The 19,445-nt window shown below is 48.5% G+C and carries 15 protein-coding genes; 4 read left to right on the top strand and 11 right to left on the bottom strand.

Translation table 11 applies throughout. From position 1 onward, the window contains the following. On the top strand, positions 1-878 hold an 878-nt coding region (locus tag Q0274_RS03950), incomplete at its 5' end, for a UDP-N-acetylglucosamine--N-acetylmuramyl-(pentapeptide) pyrophosphoryl-undecaprenol N-acetylglucosamine transferase (protein ID WP_298027855.1). Positions 879-1,143: 265 nt separating this feature from the next. Here Q0274_RS03950 and Q0274_RS03945 read toward each other — a convergent pair. Then, positions 1,144-2,148, bottom strand: a complete 1,005-nt coding sequence (locus tag Q0274_RS03945) for a tetratricopeptide repeat protein (protein ID WP_298027853.1) — start codon at positions 2,146-2,148, stop codon at positions 1,144-1,146. A 433-nt stretch (positions 2,149-2,581) separates the two neighbouring features. Between Q0274_RS03945 and htpG the strand changes: the two genes are divergently transcribed. Next, positions 2,582-4,423: a molecular chaperone HtpG gene (gene htpG / locus Q0274_RS03940; RefSeq protein WP_298027851.1), complete on the top strand. Its 1,842-nt coding sequence runs from the start codon at positions 2,582-2,584 to the stop codon at positions 4,421-4,423. Positions 4,424-4,872: 449 nt separating this feature from the next. After that, positions 4,873-6,264 (top strand): OprD family outer membrane porin, encoded by a 1,392-nt coding sequence (locus Q0274_RS03935; RefSeq protein ID WP_298027849.1) that lies wholly within the window; start codon positions 4,873-4,875, stop codon positions 6,262-6,264. Between the two features lie 692 nt (positions 6,265-6,956). Here Q0274_RS03935 and Q0274_RS03930 read toward each other — a convergent pair. From Q0274_RS03930 to Q0274_RS03920, 3 genes are all read right to left on the bottom strand, one after another. Further along, positions 6,957-7,628 (bottom strand): NapC/NirT family cytochrome c, encoded by a 672-nt coding sequence (locus tag Q0274_RS03930; RefSeq protein WP_297897385.1) that lies wholly within the window; start codon positions 7,626-7,628, stop codon positions 6,957-6,959. Then, on the bottom strand, positions 7,625-8,056 hold the full coding sequence (locus tag Q0274_RS03925; protein WP_298027847.1) for a cytochrome c3 family protein: 432 nt from the start codon (positions 8,054-8,056) through the stop codon (positions 7,625-7,627). Before Q0274_RS03925 ends, Q0274_RS03930 begins: the two co-directional genes overlap by 4 nt. A gap of 81 nt (positions 8,057-8,137) precedes the next feature. Further along, entirely contained in the window at positions 8,138-9,679 is a 1,542-nt protein-coding gene (locus Q0274_RS03920; protein WP_298027845.1) for a flavocytochrome c, read from the bottom strand. 140 nt (positions 9,680-9,819) lie between these two features. On the opposite strand from Q0274_RS03920, the gene Q0274_RS03915 reads away from it, so the two are divergent. Continuing rightward, on the top strand, positions 9,820-10,731 hold the full coding sequence (locus Q0274_RS03915) for a LysR family transcriptional regulator (protein WP_298027843.1): 912 nt from the start codon (positions 9,820-9,822) through the stop codon (positions 10,729-10,731). 356 nt (positions 10,732-11,087) lie between these two features. On the opposite strand, the gene Q0274_RS03910 is transcribed toward Q0274_RS03915, so the two are convergent. Genes Q0274_RS03910 through Q0274_RS03880 form a run of 7 tightly spaced genes read right to left on the bottom strand, consistent with a single transcriptional unit; the run spans position 11,088 to position 19,061 of the window. Further along, positions 11,088-13,223 carry a hypothetical protein gene (locus Q0274_RS03910; RefSeq protein ID WP_298027841.1) on the bottom strand — a complete coding sequence of 712 codons (2,136 nt, stop codon included), beginning with the start codon at positions 13,221-13,223 and terminating at the stop codon, positions 11,088-11,090. Continuing rightward, a complete protein-coding gene (locus Q0274_RS03905) occupies positions 13,216-13,743 on the bottom strand; it encodes an outer membrane lipoprotein carrier protein LolA (protein WP_298027839.1) in 528 nt (175 codons plus the stop codon). The genes Q0274_RS03910 and Q0274_RS03905 overlap by 8 nt, the downstream gene beginning before the upstream one ends. A 34-nt stretch (positions 13,744-13,777) precedes the next feature. Beyond that, the gene (locus Q0274_RS03900) at positions 13,778-14,323 is read right to left on the bottom strand and encodes a thioesterase family protein (protein ID WP_298027838.1); all 546 of its coding nucleotides are present in this window, start codon (positions 14,321-14,323) and stop codon (positions 13,778-13,780) included. Further along, positions 14,310-15,422, bottom strand: coding sequence for a hypothetical protein (locus Q0274_RS03895; protein WP_298027837.1), 1,113 nt, complete (start codon positions 15,420-15,422; stop codon positions 14,310-14,312). Before Q0274_RS03895 ends, Q0274_RS03900 begins: the two co-directional genes overlap by 14 nt. Continuing rightward, positions 15,415-16,416 carry a glycosyltransferase family 2 protein gene (locus tag Q0274_RS03890; RefSeq protein ID WP_298027835.1) on the bottom strand — a complete coding sequence of 334 codons (1,002 nt, stop codon included), beginning with the start codon at positions 16,414-16,416 and terminating at the stop codon, positions 15,415-15,417. Before Q0274_RS03890 ends, Q0274_RS03895 begins: the two co-directional genes overlap by 8 nt. Next, positions 16,397-18,541: an AMP-binding protein gene (locus tag Q0274_RS03885; RefSeq protein ID WP_298027833.1), complete on the bottom strand. Its 2,145-nt coding sequence runs from the start codon at positions 18,539-18,541 to the stop codon at positions 16,397-16,399. The genes Q0274_RS03890 and Q0274_RS03885 overlap by 20 nt, the downstream gene beginning before the upstream one ends. Continuing rightward, the gene (locus tag Q0274_RS03880) at positions 18,522-19,061 is read right to left on the bottom strand and encodes a DNA gyrase subunit B (RefSeq protein WP_298027831.1); all 540 of its coding nucleotides are present in this window, start codon (positions 19,059-19,061) and stop codon (positions 18,522-18,524) included. The genes Q0274_RS03885 and Q0274_RS03880 overlap by 20 nt, the downstream gene beginning before the upstream one ends. Positions 19,062-19,445 lie beyond the last annotated feature (384 nt).

Raw genomic sequence — 19,445 nt, 5'->3', positions numbered from 1 at the left:
AAAATAGTGAGCTTTTTGCGCGTACCTATTTTTTGCAAAGCTCGGGCGTCGTCGATAAAAAGGGTCTTGCCAAGCTAGCCTCGCTGCTAAATATCCTGCGCCTCTCGCTTGCGGCGCGTAAAATTTTAAAGCAAAACGGCGTCCGCGCACTCATCAGCGTGGGCGGATACAGCTCGGCGCCCGCATCCATCGCGGCGATCCTTTCTCGCGTGCCGTTTTTTATCCACGAGCAAAACGCCGTTTGCGGGCGGCTCAATCGCCTGCTGAGGCCCTTTGCGCGCACGTTTTACAGCTCCTATGAAAAGCGCGCGTTTGCTTATCCGATCGCGGATATTTTTTTCGAGACGGCGCGGCCGCGCACGGCGCTTAAGAGGGTCATCTTTTTGGGCGGCTCGCAGGGGGCGAGCTTTATCAACTCGCTTGCCGTGGAGCTTGCGCCCAAGCTTTTGAGCCTCGGCTACGGCGTGATCCATCAATGCGGCGAGCGCGAGTTTGAGCGCATCTCGCAGATCTACGCGCAGCAGGGTCTGGATGTACAGCTCGTGGGCTTTTGCAAAAATATGTACGAGCTCATCGCAAGCGCCGATCTTTGCGTCGGACGTAGCGGCGCCAGCACGCTGTGGGAGCTTTGCGCAAATGGTCTGCCCGCGATATTTGTGCCGTTTCCGTTCGCGGCGGCGGATCATCAGTTTTATAACGCGAAATTTCTTAAAGAGCGCGGACTTTGCGAAATTTTACGTCAAGAGGACGCAAGCGGCGAGCGAATTTTAGGCTTGATTGAGAGCTTCGACGTGGCGCGCGCGAGCAAAGGACTGCTTGAGCTTGCGGATCGAAACGGCGCGCAAGCGATAATCGACGACGTAATGAGTAAAATTTAAGGCACTTCTGTTTTCATACCCACGCTTTGTGCGTAAATTCCGTCGCAGAGCAGGGCGAGTAAAATTTAAAATTCACTTTTTCGTGCGCTTTGCTGTGCGTAAATACGGCGCAATAGGGCAAAATATGATGCTTTGAGAACGAAAGGCGGCGCAAGGATCGGCTACGTAAGATCGGCGAAAACGAGAGCGGCGAAAATTTAAATTTGATTTGGGAAAATTTGAGCGGATTTACCCGAACGCAAATTCGGCTCAGGTAATTTTAAGTCTATTTTAATTTTTCATACAATTCACAAGTGAGTTGCCAAAAATCTTTATTGCTTGGATTTTGTGCTTCTGAGTCGTTTTTACCCAACTCGCAAGCCTTTTTGTAATATTTAACAGCCGTATTCTTATTGCCTAAAGCAATATTATATGCACCAAGACTCGAGTATCCTCGCCAATTGTTTTTATTGCAAGCGTATTTATAGCAAGATACGGCTTTTGTTATATCTTTTTTCACGCCATATCCATTATTGTACATTATCCCAAGATTGTTACATGCCATAGGGTCTCCAATATCGCAAGTCACTTTCAATAAGCGAGCCGCTTCTTTATAATTTTGTTCGATCCCGGCAATCCCCTTATAATACATAGCTGCGAGATTTCCGCAGCTTTCAATAAAATATTCATTTTTTTGAACAGCTTTGTCCATTTTGCAAACTTTTTCAAAATAGTATTTTGCTTTTTTGCAATCTATCCTTTCTCCGCCAACCATAAAGTAATATTCACCGATTGCCGTGCAATACTTTAAATTTCCGCCCTCGCCCTCTTTATCGAAATATTCGATTTGAGCTTGTGTTAATTCTTCAGCAGAAAACGCCAAATTCGCTAGAACTGCTAAAACTAAAATTACTTTTTTCATTCTTTTCTCCTTTGAAATTATTTGTGAATGCAATATGCTAAACATGCAAGTAGAGCCATTATTATGAGCAAAAGAACAATCAGAAATAGGAAATCCTATCTTTTTATCTAATTTCTTATCGTGCCAAGTTATTGTTGCATAGACAATAAAGCCCGCTACAGCTATAGTTAATACATTAATCCATAAATCTTTATCTAATATATTAGCCCATGCGCCGCCTACTATACCGCCTAAAATCAATAAAGAAACCTGGACAAAAGCTTCATTTTCTTTATCTCCATTTATATTTTTCGTTTCACTTTCTTTCTTATTGTTGTCCATGCCGTTTTGGGTCAAGGCTTCGTTCCCGTTAATCTTATCCTCAGCCATATTTTTCCTTTCAACCAAAAATTTAGTGCATTCTATCCCCCCCCTAAAAATCGATAAATTTCATTCTCGTTTTTTTAAGAGATAAATTTTTTGATTTTTTCCTCTTTGCAAGAAAGCTTTGCTATGATGCGCCGAAATTCTTACCAAAACCCGCACTTGAAATTTTTGCGGTTTTTGCGGTTTTTGCGGCGGCGCTTTCGTGTTTGACACGCCTGGAAACTAGAAGCTTGGCGTGCGTGGAAGCTGGAATTTTCCGCCGAGCGAGTAGCTATTTCGCAGACGACAAATCGAGCGAAATTCCACGTTAAATTTTAAAGCGAGCCTCTAAATTTACAAAACTTGATAGGATACATATCAAGTTTATTTATTCTACTCTTGACAAGATTAGCACTCCATGATATAATCTGCCAAAATTTTCAAAAAGGACCGCATAATGGCAAAGAAAAAATTTAAGACCGAAGTGAATGATCTGCTAAATTTGATGATCCATTCGCTTTATTCAAACAAGGAAATTTTCCTGCGCGAGCTCATCTCAAACGCAAGCGACGCGCTGGATAAATTAAACTATTTGTGCCTTACGAACGACGATTACAAGGCGCTTTCATATGTGCCACGCATCGATATAAAGATCGACAAAGAGGCCAAAACGTTAAGCATCGGCGACAACGGCATCGGCATGGACGAGGCCGAGCTCGAGAGCAATCTAGGCACTATCGCGCGCAGCGGCACTAAGGGCTTTATGGCGAGCCTTAGCGGCGATGCAGCGAAGGATAGCAACCTCATCGGACAGTTCGGCGTCGGGTTTTATTCGGCGTTTATGGTGGCAGATCATATCGAGGTGATCAGCCGCAAGCCGCTCTCGCAGGACGGCTATAAATGGAGCAGCGACGCGAGCAACTATGCGATCGAAAAGGCGCAGAAAGAGGACTTCGGCACGACTATAATCCTGCATATGAAAGATGAGGAGTTTTTGGACGGCTATAGGCTCGAAGGCATTATCAAAAAATACTCCAACCACATCCCTTATCCAATCTTTATGGATAAAGAAGAATACGTACCCGCACAAAAAGAGGGCGAGCAGGGACATAGCGAGGTTAAAAACGTCCAGATCAACCGCGCGAGTGCGCTTTGGCAGCTGCCAAAAAGCAGCCTAAAGCCAAGCGATTACAATGAATTTTACAAGCAGATCAGCCACGATAGCGGCGATCCGCTATTTTACATCCACACTAAGGCCGAGGGCACGCACGAATACACGACGCTTTTTTACGTGCCGAGCAGCGAGCCTTTCGATCTATACCGCGTCGATTATCAAAGCGGCGTGAAGCTCTACGTCAAGCGCGTTTTTATCACCGATGACGCCAAAGAGCTGCTGCCTAGCTACTTGCGCTTCGTGCGCGGCATAATGGATGTCGAGGATCTACCGCTAAACGTAAGCCGCGAAATTTTGCAGGAAAATCGAATTCTAGCCTACGTCCGCGAACAGAGCGTGAAAAAAATTCTATCTGAGCTAGAAAAGCTTTTGCAGAACGATCGCGAAAAATACATAAAATTTTACGAATTATTCGGCAAGGTTTTGAAAGAGGGGCTTTACGGCTTCGGCGCAAACAAAGAGGAAATTTTAAAGCTTTGTCTTTTCAAATCAAACCTGCGAGACGGGTTCATCACGCTTAGCGAGTATAAGGAAAAAATGAAAGAGGATCAAAAAGAGATCTATTATATCGCGGGAAACAGCGCCGCGATGCTTAAAAGCTCGCCTCTGATCGAAAAATTTAACGCCGAGGGCACGGAGGTGGTGCTCTGCGACGATGAGATCGATACGATCGTGATGCCGGGCGTTTTTGAGTTTGATAAGACGCCTGTAAAAAACGCGACTTCGATCAAGCAAGAAGCTGCGAGCGACGATGCCGCGACGCCGCAAGCCAAAGAGATCGCCGCGAAGATCAAAGAAATTTTAGGCGAACGCGTCAAGGACGTTAAAATTTCATCGCGTCTAAGCGGCTCGCTTTCCTGCCTTGTTTTTGACGAGAACGATCCCGATTTTGCGACGCAGCAGCTGCTTAAGCAGATGGGAGGTCGCAATCTGCCGCCAATAAAGCCGATTTTGGAGATCAACGCAGATCACGAGATCATCAAAAAGCTACAGGCCGATAAGCTGATGCTGCCGCAAGTAGCCGAGATAATCTACGATCTGGCGCGCCTTAGCGAGGGGCAGGAGCTGGAAAATCCGAGCGAGTTTATCAAAAACGTAAACGAGTTGATCGCAAAGGCGCTGTAGATTATCCTAAATTTAAGACTTCGATCCGCTATCTAAATTCCGCGCGGCTGCATAGGCTGTATAAATCTATGTAGCCGCGCTTTAAATTTAAAAAGAAATTTCAGCTCGCAAGCTTCACCACGCTTTCTAAATTCTAAAATTTAAAAGCGGCGAAATTTCACCCTTTGATTTCGGTAAAATTCTATCCGGCGGCTCGGTTTGGCGTTTTTGAAATTTTGAAATTTTGATCGCTTTTATTCGCGAGTCGAGGTTGGGGCGCAAGCCAAAAATTTTCGCCAAAGCATGAAATCATAAATCGGGCGATAAATTTCACTATTCATTAATTTAATATTTACAAAGTTGCGTAATTTTTATTTTAAATTCTCCCTTTTTTTTATCGTAAACAGCGAGATTGTTTGATATAATTCATTTTATAAATATTTGTAAATCTTTATGAAAGGAGATTTCGAATGAAACTCATCAAACTAAGTTTAGCTGCGGCAGTTTGCGCATGCGCTGTATCCTCGCTAAGCGCGGCAGATAGCGTAGCCGAGGCGATTACTAACGGTAAGCTTGGCGGAACGGTAAAGACAACTTACGCCAATAAAATCGTAGACAATAGAGGCGAAGCCGCTATGGGCGATAACGACTACGAGGCATTCGGCGTGGGTCTTGAGCTCGGATACGTTACCGATCCTCTTTACGGCTTTAGAATAGGGCTTACCGGACAGGGCTGGTTGATGCCGTATCACGTAGGCTCAAGCAATAAGACCGCCTACGATAAGGAGTGGTATACCAAGGGTGCGGTATTATCTGAATTATACCTGGGATACGGCATAGGCAATACCGATATAAAAGCAGGAAGACAATATGTCGTTACTCCGCTGGTAGCAGGCAACTATACGAGGGCGTTTAAAGAAGCTTTCGAGGGCGTAGCGATATCCAATAAAGATATCCCCGATACTACCTTGTGGGGCGGATGGTTTTATAAATTCCAAGGAAGGAGCAAAACCGCTATGGGCGCTCCGGCTGGCGAAGGAAAGGCTCCTTTATTTAAAGATAGGGTGATTCTGGGTAATATGACCGGTCCGGTCGCCGTAAAATTTGAAAATATCTTCTCCGCATATGTTCAAAACAAATCCTTGCCTTATACTACTTTAACCGGCGCTTACGCAGCGGTAACGGACGTAAAACCCGCTAACGCATTAAAAGACGGCGACGTTAGCCTGTATCTTGCCGAGGCAAATGTAAAAGTGCCGGTAGGCGAGGTTTTAAAGCTGGGATTTGATCTTAACTACAAAGGCTCACGCGTGGACGGAGGGCTGGAGCCAAGAAGGCTTGACGGCGATATGTTCGGCGCAAGAGTCTCGGTTAGCGAGTTTTTCGGATTCGGTCTATCGTATGCCTATACGACCGTTAGCGACGACGATGCCGTTATTTTGGGCGTCGGCAACGGCCCTGGATCATACACCGCTCTGCCTATTAGAGGTCCATTCGTATTTACGGGATATGCGGGTATGGATACGCATAAGATCGTGCTTGATTACAACTTCGGCGCTATTGGCCTAGATGGCTTTAAAACCGCGCTACACTACGTAAAAGGCGATCAAGACAGAGTAGGCGGCACGAATAATATCAATGCTAGCGGGGCCGCGGGTCAAGCGGTCGGCACCAGCATGGACGTAGAGGGCTGGGCGGTAACGGCAAACTACGCTCCTAAGGCCGTGAAGGGGCTAAGCTTGGGTGTAACTTACACTGCGCTTGAGAGGAGCGACCACTACGCTAGCGGCATAAATAGAAAGTTCGACGAGAACGAGATATGGTTGCAGGCTGCGTATAAATTTGATCTAAGCGGCAAGTAAAATTTTAAAGAGCGGAGTATTTCCGCTCTTTTTCATTTGCATTATTTTGCCTCATATATGACGCAAAAAGGGTGTTTAAACCCAAAAAATTTACTCTTTCCCATCATGCATTATCAAGCGGGCTTGCGCTTGATAAATGTTTCATCCAAACCTCCTAAATTTAAACATGGCTTTTAAAATTTAATGCAGTAAGGGCTAAATTTAGACGATAAATTTAAACGATATATTCGGCGAAATTTTATGGAGATGAAATTTAAATTTACCCAATCCGCTCCGCGAAATTTTAAAATTTCAAAGCTTAGCTATTTAAATTTAACGTAGCTATTTAATCTAGTAAAATTTCATCAGCATTTTACCGCAAGCAGACCACCAGCAAACTGATTTGTCTTTTAAGCTCTTACAGGCGTTGACTGCGCCCTAGCACGGCGCTGAGATATTAAAAAAAGCGATGATTTTTGTACGGCTTCTTTCGGTAAAATTTTAAATTTAGATAAATTTAAAAGCTCGCCCGTAAAGCGCAAAAGAGATGAGAAAGGATAAAATTTTGCTCGTCGGATCAAGCGGGATAAAATTTGACCCGCTAAATTTAAGCTGCCGTAGATTAAATCGAAGCCCTAAATTTGAGCTTTAAATTTAACCCACGGCGGAATGTGAATTAAAGCGTGAATTGAAGCGCTTATAATCTCAAAGCGTTATTTCTTCGCGCTAGAAGCGTCCATAAAGGCCTGCTCTTCGGCGCTCGGTTTATACTCGTCACCGAAAAATCCCTTCTTTGCTTTGATCTTTTCCTCCATCATCTTCTTTTCGTAAATTTTATACGTCGGTCGCCAGTACTCTAGGTAGTTGCGAAGCCCGATGCCGTGGCCTGCGCTTACGTGGCAGCTAGCGCATTTAAGCTCGCGCTCAGTGCCTAGGAGCTTTTTGTAGTGCGCGTGCATGCGCTGTGCTTGCTCGGAGGTGATTTTGCTGTCGATCACGGTAGCGTGGCAGCTCGTGCAGCCGTTGTCAAACACATAATGCTCGCGGTTTTCGCGCCTTTTGTTCCAATCAAATTTTTCAGGCTCGTCGAAGAAGTGTGAGTAGCCCTCCAACACGCCGTTTTTGGCCTTTTGATAGACATATTTTACGATATTGTCGTGCGGTAGGTGGCAGTCGACGCATTGGGCTTTGATGCCCGTTTTGCCCTTGCCCGAGTGGACGTCCTCTTGATAGGCGATCACCATCGGATCCATCTCGTGGCAGACGTCGCAGAATTTATCGGTGCTCGTTTTCTCAAGCGCATAGTGCACCGGCACGACGACGAAAAACCCTATAATACCGCTTATTAAGATGATAAGCGCTAGTAATTTTTTAGAAATTCTCATGGCGTCACCCCCATCCATTGCGGCACTTCGTGCTCGTGGCATTCGGTACACATATTCGTAGATGCTTTATGCTCGGCATGGCATTCGTCGCAGTATAGCGTAGGACCGTCGTGGACGGAGTTGTGTGGATTGGCCTTGAGCGTATCCATAAATTTAAGCCTCAAAGCGAGCTGCTTTTTGTCGCCGTGGCAGCTGATACAGCCCTTGTCGCCGATACTTTTAAATTTAGACGGATCGCTTCCTTGATTTATGTGGCAATCGACGCAGTCAAATGACAAATGCTCGTGATGAGGTTTGATTTTGTATTTTGCCCGAAGCTCATCTGAAACGACTATGTTCGTGGCGTTGGCGTCGTTAGCACTCGGCGCGCCGAACATAGTCGCGATGATACAGCACAGAAACAGCGCCGTAAAACTGAAATTTTTCATTTGTAACCTTTTAGAAAACTGCCTTGCCAGCCCGCTTTCGCTAACCGGGTAAGGCTTAAAAGAGCTTGCGCTCAGACCAAATTAGGCGATCTGCTCGCCCGCGATCATTCCGAAAACTATGCAGTCGGTGATCGCGACGGTGCCTAAGCGGCTAGCGCCGTGAGTTCCGCCGGTGATCTCGCCTGCAGCCCAGAGGCCTGGGATCGGCTTATTCGTCTTAGATGATAAGACCTCGGCTTTGGTATTGATTTTTAGCCCGCCCATAGTGTGGTGAGGCTTAGGCGATAGGCGGATGACGTAGAAAGGTCCCGCTTCGTTGATCTCGCTAAGCGCGCTTTCTTGTTTGCCGAACTCATCTTTTTTGGCTTTAACACCTTCGTTATATTTTTTGACGCTCTCTTTTAAAGCATCCGCAGGCACGCCGTATTTGCTGGCGATCTCATCTAGGCTCGCGCATTCGCCCACTAGCTTACCGCTTGCCATGCCTTTAGAAATAACCTCTTCGCTTAGGTCTTTAAACGCCATTTTGGTATCGGCGAATGTTATCGGATAGGCTTTTGGATCCTCGCGTAAAATTTTAAACTCCGCGTCCGCTCTAGTCTTGCGATCTGCAAGCTCGTTCATAAAACGCTTGCCCGTGCGAACGTCCACGGCGATACCGTATTTAAAGGTGCCTTGCTGAGTTAGGATCGGAGCGGTGCCGAAGCCCTTTTCATCGGGGCTTGCCCACGGACCGAACTGGATCCAATCGACCTGCACCGGATACGCGCCGATCTCAAAGGCTTTTAGTAGCACGCCCGCGGTAGCTCCCGCGTGATTTGTACTATCGACATCATCAGGGATGCGCGGATCTTGAAGCTTACGGAAAATTTTATCGCGGCAAAATCCGCCCGCGGCGAGCACTACGCCTTTTTTGGCTTTGAGCGTCTTTTTTGTACCGCTCGTGTTTTCAAGATCGTCGCTGTAGAGATTTGGATCAAATTTATACTCCTCGCGGATCACGACGCCCGCTACGCGATCTCCGTCCATTACGAAATCGTCAAATTTCGCGCGGCGGCGAAGCTCGCAGCCCTTATCTTTTAGCGCTTCAAATTTTTCAAGCATCGGCTGGATGTAACCAGAGCCGCTATCATTTGTAGTTAGCATCGAGCGCGCGACGCTGTGCCCGCCGAAGTGCGCGCAGTGATCCATCTTAAATTGCACGCCGCTATCGACGAGGAATTTAAACGCGTCTAAGCCGCGATCGGCTAGGGTGCTCAAAAGCTCGGGGTGGTTGATGCCAAGCCCTGCTTTTAGACAGTCGTTCATAAATAGCTCTTTGCTGTCTTTGATGCCCGTTTTTTCCTGTACGGGGTTCATCGGTACGCTCATACCGCCGCCGTTGATGACGGAGTTTCCGCCGATACGGCCCATCTTTTCGAGGATTAGCACTTTATTACCTTTTTGCGCCGCTTTTAAGCCCGCCGCAAGCCCCGCAAAGCCGCTACCGATGATGATTACATCCCACTCCTCGTCAAATTTGACGTCCTTTGCGTCCACTGCGCTTGCTTGTGCATTTACCGCGCTAAGTGCGAGTACACCGGCTCCTACCATACCCATTTTCAGTATGTCGCGTCTCTGCATATTTGCCCCTTTACTTAGAGATTTTTTAACCTTAAAGATTAATGTCGTAATTTTATATTAAATCTTTATGTAAGTCAAATGTTATTTGGTATATAATTTAATAGCTATAGGCTATTAAATTTCAACCGAAGGGGCAAAATATGAGCTTACGACATATGGAATTTGCGGTAAAAATTTCGGAGCTTAAAAGCTTTACAAAAGCGGCGAGCGAGCTTGGAATCGCGCAACCGTCGCTTTCAAAGAGCATTATGCTTTTGGAAAAGGAGCTTGGGATCGAAATTTTTGATAGAAAAAACGGGCTTGAGCTTACTTATGCGGGCGAAATTTACATCGCCAGAGCGAAAAATATGCTTAGGCTCAATAAGGAGCTAAATAACGAAATACGCGGGCTTTCGTCTATCAAGACGGGCAAGCTCGTAATCGGCGCGACCTCTACCAGCTTTAAATTTATCGAAAAGATCATCGCGATGTTTTATAGCAGGTTTTCCAAAGCCGATATTAGGATCGTGCACGCTCACTCCGAACCCGCGCTTATCGAGATGCTAAAAAGCGGCGAGCTTGATATCGTCTATGCCGCGCACTTCGGCGAGCTTTTCGCAGAGGGGCTTGAGTGCGAGTTTATAAAAAAGCGCAGGCTGCTTCTAAGCGTCGGCTCATCGCACCCGGCTGTTTCGCGAGCGAGTATAAATTCTACCGAGAAATACCCTAAAATCGCACTTAGCGAGTTCAAATCCGATAAATTTGCAATCAGCAGTAAAATTTTAAAAAGCGAATCGAACTTTAAAAAGATCTTTGAAAACGCCGGCTTTACGCCTCAAATTTTCTGTGACACCTCCTATCTGTACGTGGCTAACGCGATGGTTGCGGCGGGGCTTTGCGTGAGCTTCAGCTTCGCACGGTATATTTTTGAGACGCAGAAGGACTACATCACGCTCTTTGACGTCGCGGATGAGCCGCTTTTGGACGTGTCGTTTTCGGTCGTGTATAAAAAACCCTCCAAGCTCGCAAAGGAATTTATAAAGATGATAAAAGCGGGCAAAAGCGACGAGTAGGGCGGTCTGCGGCGTGCAAATTTAAATTTAATAACGCGCCGCAAGGGTTTAAATTTAAAAATGCGCTGCATGGGTTTAAATTTAATAGCATGCTTCGAGACGCTGCGGCCAAAAGGCTTTTAAAATTTCATCTTGCAATTTTGCTTTTTAAATTTAAGTTCTCAACTTGCTTGGCTGAAATTTTATCTAAAATTTTATTTTGCGCTAATCTGTTAAATTTTATCTCGCGGCGCGCTAGGCTAAATTTTCATTCGCCGAGGCTGCATAAATTTACGGCGCTCTCTTTTATAAATTTTATCTGCAAGCAGGCAAATAGCGTCTATTTTATTTATTTCGGCTCTTTGGCTTCCGCTTGATTAGCTTTTCTTGCTCGCCGCTAAAATTTGCGCCAAGATCGCCGCTAGCGCGATATTCAGGCTGACGCAGAGCCCAAACAGCGCTACGGCTTTAGTGGAGCTGAAAGCGAGTGTAAAAAAAGAGATTATGCTGGTTAAAGACGCTAGCGTGATACCGAAAATTTTATCGCTAAGCGCCATTTTATCGTTATTTGCAAAGATCATATAATCGATCCCCACGGCGCCCGATAGGATCAGCGCAAAGATCGCAAAAATATTTACGCTCACGCCAAATGCGCTAAGCAGGGCAAGCACGGCTAAATTTGTCGCAAAGACGGAGATGACGATCAACCACGCTGTCCGCGCACCGAAAAACGCCCACAGTAGTGCGAGTGCGAGGGCGTATGCGGCGCATTTTAGATACAGAGCGTTGATTTTGATCTGCGAAAACGCCTCGCTTATGGCGCTTCGCATGTTTAGATGCAGCGCGCCCATCTGCGCGGCAAGCTCGTTAACGGTTGCCTTATCGCGCACGCCACGCAAAAAAGCGATATGCGGATCGATGCTCGGCATCGCGGCAAAAAGAACGGAGCTTCTAGCATGTTCGTAGCTTAAAATAGGCGCATCTGCGATCTTAGCAAAGTTTGCGTCCACGAGCTCGCGGCTGAGCCCGAGACGTAAAAATGCGCTTCTATCGTAGTTTGCAAAAGCTTGCTTGATAAAGCTCTGCGTGGCGGGATCCAAAATCGGCGCGCCCACGTATGAGTCCGCAAGACCGCGCGCTACGGCCTCTTTGGCTACCGCACTCGCATCGTTGCCCACTATCAGATCGAAGCTGGAGCCGCCGATGCTCGCGAGCTTAGCGCTCATCGCGATTAGGTTTTTATCCAAGCTCGCGTATTCGCTGACGTCGTCCTTAAACTCCATCTTAAAATACAAAAACGCAAGCAGCGCCGCGCAAATGATGGCGAGCGCTTTTAAGCTTAAGTTTATTTTGCAAAGCGCCTTTGCGTAGAGCTCAAGAGCTTTTGCAAAGATAGGAGTAGGGCAAAATTCCGCTCCTTCAAGAAGCAGCGGTAGGGCGAAGTAGCTAAAGCAAAACGCCCCCGCAAGTGCGGCTATGGCAAAGATAGCGATCTCTTTGAGCAGAAAAAACGGGCTGAATAAAAATACGAAGTAGCCTCCCGCGGTAATGAAAAAGCCTAGAAGCAGGATATTTCGCATGCTTTTTATCGAGCGAGCTTCTATACGGCGCGCGATGTTTGCGCCGAGCCAGTGCACCGCGTAATCCAGCATCAGCCCGATTAGGCTCGTCGAAACCACGGCGCTTAGGATGTGGATCGAGCCGCGGATCGCCATCGTGGCGGCTACGCCGCAGGCGAGCCCAAAAAGCGCGGGCAGCAGCAGGCAGAAGATCCGTGCGCGCGAAAATGCCGCCAGCAGCAGCGCCGCGCACAGGCTAAGCGAAACGGCGCCCGCGACGGAGCTTTCGCGCACGCCCGCGCTTTTGCCCATCGCGCTAAATAGGGCAGTGCCCGAGATTAAAATTTCGCTCTTTTGCGCTTCGTGCACGAGCGCGCTAAGCGCGTCGTCGTTTGCTTTCGGAGCTAATTTAGCCGTAGCGAGGTAGTGCGGCGCGCCGTCAATGATCGTAATAAAGCGGTTTTGCGCAGGATCGAGTTTGATCGCGCCGCGAGCGCCGAGGCGCGAGTGAAGGCTGAGCGAGAAAAAATCCTGCGAGAGGCTAAGTGGGCGAAATTTTGAGTAAAGCTCACGCGCGCTACGCTCAAAAAAGGCCTGCGGATCGCTTTTTAAAAGCTCCACGCTCGCATCGTCTAGCATCGCGGGCGCAAAGCGCGCAAGCTCGCTCTGATACACGCTCGCGTCCTTTACTTCATAGATTATGCTCTCAAAAAGCCCGCTTTTTTGCATATCCGCAATGAATGCGTCAAAGCTCGCTTTATCCGCGCTTGCGACGATGATTTGCCTCGCGATTTCGCGGTTGAAATCCTCGACGCTCTGTTTCTGCTCGCCCGAAATTTCAATACCGCTCAGCTCATAAAAATCGGAATTTACGCGGTTTAAATTTAGCGTTATAAAGGCGCAAAGCGCGATGAAAACCGCGCCGAATACCGCTAAAACCGCGCTCTTACTCATCTAAGCTCACGACGCTCGAAAATACGTTTTCGCTCACATCGCCGTTAGCGCTGTTAATTCGCAGCACCCTGACGTAGGCGCCGCCCTCGATCACGATATTTTTAAAGATATTTTGTAGCATCCCTTTGGGGCTTAGCTCGGCGCGCCACGCATCTTTGCTGCCGCTTAGCGCGATCGAGAAATTTTTGCTAAGCCGCGCTACGTCCAGGCGCGAGATCGCTAAAAAGGTATCCTTGTCAAAAAGCGAATCGGCGCTTTTGATCCACGCCACGCCGCTACGCTCAAAAACGCCGTCTGCGCCAATTTTTAGCTCGCTTCGCACCGGCTCTAGCGTAGTCCAAAACAGCTCGCCGCCCTTGATCCTAAACTCGCCGCTGCTTCGTACGGGCTCGGTAAAGCCCTCGATGCTGAGCGTTTCGCTAAATTTGCCGCCGATATTGTCGGTCTTAAGCGCCAGATCGCTTACTTCAAGCGCGCTCGTAAGCCCCAAAATCGCTAAAAATAAAGCTAAAATTTTCATCGTAGTCCTTTAAATTTTATGCTCGCTAAAATTTTCATTGCCCGTTATCGCTAGGCAAAATTTCATTTGCCGCGGCGTTTTGAGAGCGCTCTTGCTCGGACGCGGCTTTATTTGCTACTGAAATTTCATTTGCCGCCGAAATTTCATTCGTCGCTGAAATTTTACTCGCGGAATTTTTCCCCGCTAAAATTTTATCCGCGCACGCCCTTAACTGCGGCGGTATCTCATACAGCGTCCTTTTGGAAGCAAGCTCCACCGCGGCTTGCGACGTGGTTGCCTTGGCTAAGAGCGCGCCTGATGGGCTTTTGATGCGGTAGGAGAATTTTATAATCGTGTCGCACTCAAGTAGCTCGATACTTACCGCAACCTCGTCGTCAAAAAGTATCGGCGCGATAAATTTAAACTCCATTTTGATAATGGGATATATAAATCCATCATCTCTCATCTGTATATATGTGTAGCCTGCGTCGCGCCAAAACTCGCATCTAGCGTCCTCGCAGAGCTTTACGTAGTTGCCGTGCCACATCACGCCCATCGGATCGGCGTCGTAAAATCTGGCGCGAAATTTATACTCTTTCATTTTTCTCTCCGCTATGAAATTTTTCATCTTGCGCGGCGGCTAAATTTGAATTATTTAAATTTAGCGCAGTATCCGAACTCGCCGCACTTTTCAAATTCGGCGCCGTATTTGAACTCGCCGTGTCATTTAAACCCGCTGCGCCATTTAAATTTGACGCAGTATCCGTGCTCGTCTCGCCGAAATTTACGGCGCCGTCGCGCTTTGCATCGTTCGCGTCTTTTCCTTGCGCCCAAAAATCAAAGAAATTATACCATTGAGAAGGAAACGCTTTGGCATAAAGCTCCAGTTGCTGCACGTAGCTTTTAAGCGCTAGCGCGACCGATTGCGCCTTATCGCGGCTTTTTAGCGGCGCAGGTAGCGGCTGCAGCCGTAGCTCATGCCCTTCGCGTCCTTCGTAGCACCATAGGCTAAATAGCGGCGCGTCCAAAATTTTAGCGAGCAGATAGCCGCCGATCGGGAAGTTTGCGCTGCACCCTAAAAAATCCTCGCTTTGAAATTTGTCCGAGCCCACCGGCATGCGATCGCCCATTATCGCGATGTGCTCGCCATTTTGCAGTAGCTCTTTGATTTGCAGCATCTCGCCGATGCCGAGCTCGCCGACGTAGAGAATTTTCACGCCGCCGCCCATCTTTTCGATAAATTTCATAAAATTTTCGCTGTGTTTGCGAAAGATCAGCACGTTGATTTTTATCCCCGCCGTGCTTGCCGAAAGGGCGCGCGCGATCTCGGTGTTGCCGAAGTGCGAAGTGATTAAAATTTTGCCCGTTCCGTCGCTTAAAAGTTCTTTCATGCCGCTTTGCACGCGAATTTGATCCAGCGCGATCTTGCCGTTCCAAACCGCAATTTTTTCGCACAGACTGAGAGAAAATTTATAAAAATTCGCGTAAATTTCGCGAATTTTGGGCTCGCGATCAAGCGCGCGCCGCAAAAATTCCTTGATCGCGCGTCGCTCGTTTTTAAGCAGCGCAAAATAGATCGCCGAGATGCAAAGTGCTGTGCCTCGCATACAAAAATCGGGCGTGTGAAGTGTGATGAAGCGGGCTAAATTTAAAAGCGCCGCGCCCGCCTTTTCGTTGTTTTCGCTCCAGTGCTTAGCCATCGCGCCCGTCCTTTACGGCGGCATGTTGCGGCGAGGCTTTTACGAGCGGGCTTTGCGCTGAATTTTCCGCCTGCGGGCTTTGTGCTGCGGCCTTGTCGCCGCATTTTTCGGTACCGGCTTTTTCGTCTGCGCCGCCGTCCATCTCCTCTTTCGCACCTTTGCAGCTATCGCGCCGCGCGCCGCTGCAAAGGTTTTGCCCCGATAGCCCTTGCAAAATTTCGTCTGCGTTCTGCTGCGAAGCATCCTGCAAGCCGCGCTTTTTAAATTTATCGCAGGCGCGCTTTAGCACCCTTTTTGCAAGCCAAAGCGGAAGCCCGCAAAATAGCCTAGCGTGCATCAGCGAAATTCCGAAATTATCTCGAAACGGCGCGAAATGGCTCACCCCGCCCGCTTCGTAGTGCACCGCCAGATCGAGCCATTTTATCTCTAGCCCCGCCCGTACGGCTAGGATTAAAATTTCGGCATCAAAGCCCATCCTGCGGCTTTTGGTTTGGGGCAGAAGGGGCACGATCCCCTTTAGCGGGTAAATTCTAAAGCCACACATTGCGTCTTTTATGCGGTGCGAAAGGGTATTTATCACGCACCAAAAATTCATTATCTTGCGTCCGTGCAGGCGGGATTTGGGCGCGCTTTCGTCATATACGGGCGCGGCGCAGATCAACGCGGAAGGCTTGCGCGCCGCAAGCGCCAAAAACTCCTCACATCTGCTTACGTCGTGCTGAAAGTCCGCGTCTATCTGAAAGGCGTGCGTAAATCCAAGCTCCTTCGCCCACGCTAGCCCGTCACACACGGCAGCGCCTTTACCACCGTTTTGCGCGCGGGCGTAAATTTGAGCCGCAAGCCCCTTTAGCGCGCTTTTGCTCGCCTCGTCGCTGCCGTCGTCCACGATCAGCACGGGCGCGATGGGCGCTAGGGCGCTTACGAGCTCGGCAATGCGCGCGGGGTGGTTAAAGTAGGGTAGCAAAAACGCGGGCTTAAAGGCAGATTCTTCCACTGGCGCAGACCTTGTCGTTTGAAATTTCAAAGCGGAGCTTGCCGCTTGCCTCGGTGATTTTGATTGAAATTTCATCACCCGGGCGGATAAAATTCGTAAATTTTAAATTTTCTATTTTTTGCGTGCCGTCCAGCTCGTAGCCGAGGGCTTTTGCGCAGATCAATACGAAGCGAAGCTGCATAAACGCGGGCACCAGCGCAAATCGCGCAAAGTGTCCGTCAAAATAAAAGTCGCTGGCTTGCATCTTCGCGCGAAACTCATTCTCCGCGCTCCGCTCGAAAACGGGCACCTCGTAGCGCTGCAGGGCGCTTAAAAAGTCCTTTTTGCTTAGCTTTCCCTGCTCGTTAAAAGGCAGCTTGCTTGCGATCTTGAAGTAGCGCAAAATCGCGCCGAATTCGGGCTTTAAAAAGGCCTTCAGCCCGTCCGTGACGCCCTTCTTGCCGCCTGCGCGAAACGCATGCTCGCCGCGCTCGCTAAGCTTGATAAGAGCTACGGCGCGGTCGCGCTGCGGGTGCAGATCGATCCTGCATTCGCCGATAAATTCGTGCGAGCGGAGCTTAGCTTCGAGCAGATCAAGGCTCACGCGGTTTTCGTTGATTTTGACGGTGCGGTCGCCGCGCCCCAAAAGTGTGATCTCGTCTGCGCGCACATAGCCGAAATCGCGGCTTTCAAAGCGCTCACACCAAGGCGAACTGATCGTAAACTCGCCCGTTTGCGAAAATTTGTCGGCGGGCTGCTTTACCGTAAATTTATCGCAAAGCCCATCTGATTGCGCAAATTTATCGTCGTGTTTGATCGCGGAGCTCGGTGCGGAGCTGTTTTCCTGGCCGGCCGCGGTTTTATCGCTAGCGTCTGCATTAAATTTAGACGCCTGCTCGCCCGAGAGGCTTGTGTCTTGTCTGTCCGCATTTTGCTCGCCCACACGGCTCGTTTTAGGCTTTACCGTATAATTTTCTCTGCAAGAGCCTGCCGCAGAATCGAAAGGCTTGCTCTCGCGTTTCTCTGCGCCGCCGCTATCAATATCTGCGCGGATCTGCACGCTTACGGGAGCAAATTTCTTAAGCCCTGAGCCCTCGTTGCAGGCGATCACGCCCGTCTCGCTGGAGCCATAAATATCGACGATGCGGGCACTGCTAAGCGCGCGCAAATTATCTCGGATCGCAAGACTTAGCGGCGCGCCCGCGCTAAAAATAGTGCTCAAAGGCGCTATGTTTGCGGCATCTGCGTGCTCGCACAGCGCGCCGAGCACCGTGGGCGAGCTGATCAGCACGGCGCCTGCAAGATCGGCTGCAAGGATGATTTCAGGGTAGTTTAGCCCGCCTTTTTGCGTGCACGAGCCGCAAAGCAGCGGCACGAAGATGCTAAATGTGAGCCCAAACATATTTTGGTGTGAGACGCCCGATAAAAATCGATCACTTGCGCAAAGGCCAAATCTTTCTACTAAAAATTCCGCCTCCAAAACCATATCGCGCAGGCTTTTTTCGATATTTTTCGCCTCGCCCGTCGAGCCCGAAGTTTTGATATAAAATTTCTGATCGGCGCGCAGTAGATGCAAAGAGACAGGTTCTTGCTCGCACGGCGCGTGATTTTGCGGCGCGTTTTTAGATGAAATTTTAGGTGTGGATTTTTCGGTATCGCGAGACGAAATGTTTTCTAAATCATGAGGGCTGAATTCGGATAAACCTTGCGCTGTGGCGAGATTTGGAATTTTTACGTCGCCGCCTAGATGAAATTTGCCGCTAAATTTTGGCTCTCGCAGCAGTACGGGTGCAAATCCCGCAATCATCGCACCGAAAAAAAACGCGATGAACTCTGCCGCGTCCTCGCCGTAAATTTCGATCATCGGCGCATTTTTTTGCTCTTGCGTCTGCGCCGTTTGCGTGGCATGCGTAGCATCTGTGCCGCCGCTAGAATTTTCCGCGTCATTGAGATTTGCGCTTCTGCTAGAATTTTCCGCATCTTTTAAATTTACGCTTGCCGCGCTATTTTGGGGTTTGCCTGCGCCTTTTAAGCTTGCCGCTTTGCTTTGTTTACACTCCGTTTTTGCCAAATCGCGCGCAAGAGCCGCCGCAGCAAGGATTTCACGCTCATAGGGCTTTAAAGAATTAATCAAATTTTTTAACATAAAATTTCCTAAAAATCATCTCGCCGCCGATCAGCGCGCCGATGAGGACGTATGAGATCGCGCCGCAGTAAACGCTCCAATAAATTTTATCTCGCGGTAGCAGCAGTGCCGCGCTAAGCAGGCCGTTTAGCACGAAAAATCCGAGCCAAACTTCGGTCAGCTTGCGCGTGTAGGCGCGGCCGTGTTCGTTGAAACCTGGCTGCTTCAAAAGCGCTAGGCGCGTGATCGCGGGCGTCGATCTTAGGCTGAGCGCAAAAAGCGCCGCGAGCGAGAAATTTATTATGAGCGGATACAGATACGCGAGCGTTCCGCCGCTAAATATGGCGCACAGCGCAAAAAATGCCGCGCTCGCGCCCTTAATAGCGCGATCTTTACTTTCAAAAATAGCTCGCGCCCCCCATAGCGCGCTCATCGCCGCGAGCAAGCAGACCTGCGCGCCGCCGTGCAAAAAATAGAGGCCGAAAGGGTAAAACACGCTTAAAATTACGGTAGCTGTTTTTAAAAATATCGTTCGTCGCAATCTTTGAAATCCTTAAATTTAGCCGCGAGGGCTTGGTTTTTTTACCACGGCGGTTGGGCTTTTGCTGCTGCGATTTTTAGTTTTACCACGGTGGTTTTTGGTTTCGCCGCTAGCAGCGCAGTCGGCGCGATTTGTACTGTGCCGAGATACTTTAAATTTGACCTCGGCGCCACGGTTTTGTGCGCTATGATTTTAAAATTTTAATTCAGCCGCGCCTGCCGCCTTCAAATTCTAGCCGCATCTTAAAATTTAGCTGCGCTTTCATTTAGCTCGCGGCACTGCGCCCGCGATCAGATCCGCTAAATTTAAATCCAGTCAAATTTTAAAATTTTGAAATTTTATGAAAGCGACGGTCGCAAAAGAAACAGCGTCTTTTAAAATTTC

The organism is uncultured Campylobacter sp., assembly GCF_937973075.1.
Lineage (GTDB): Bacteria > Campylobacterota > Campylobacteria > Campylobacterales > Campylobacteraceae > Campylobacter_B.
This window is presented reverse-complemented; position numbering and strand designations above follow the sequence as displayed.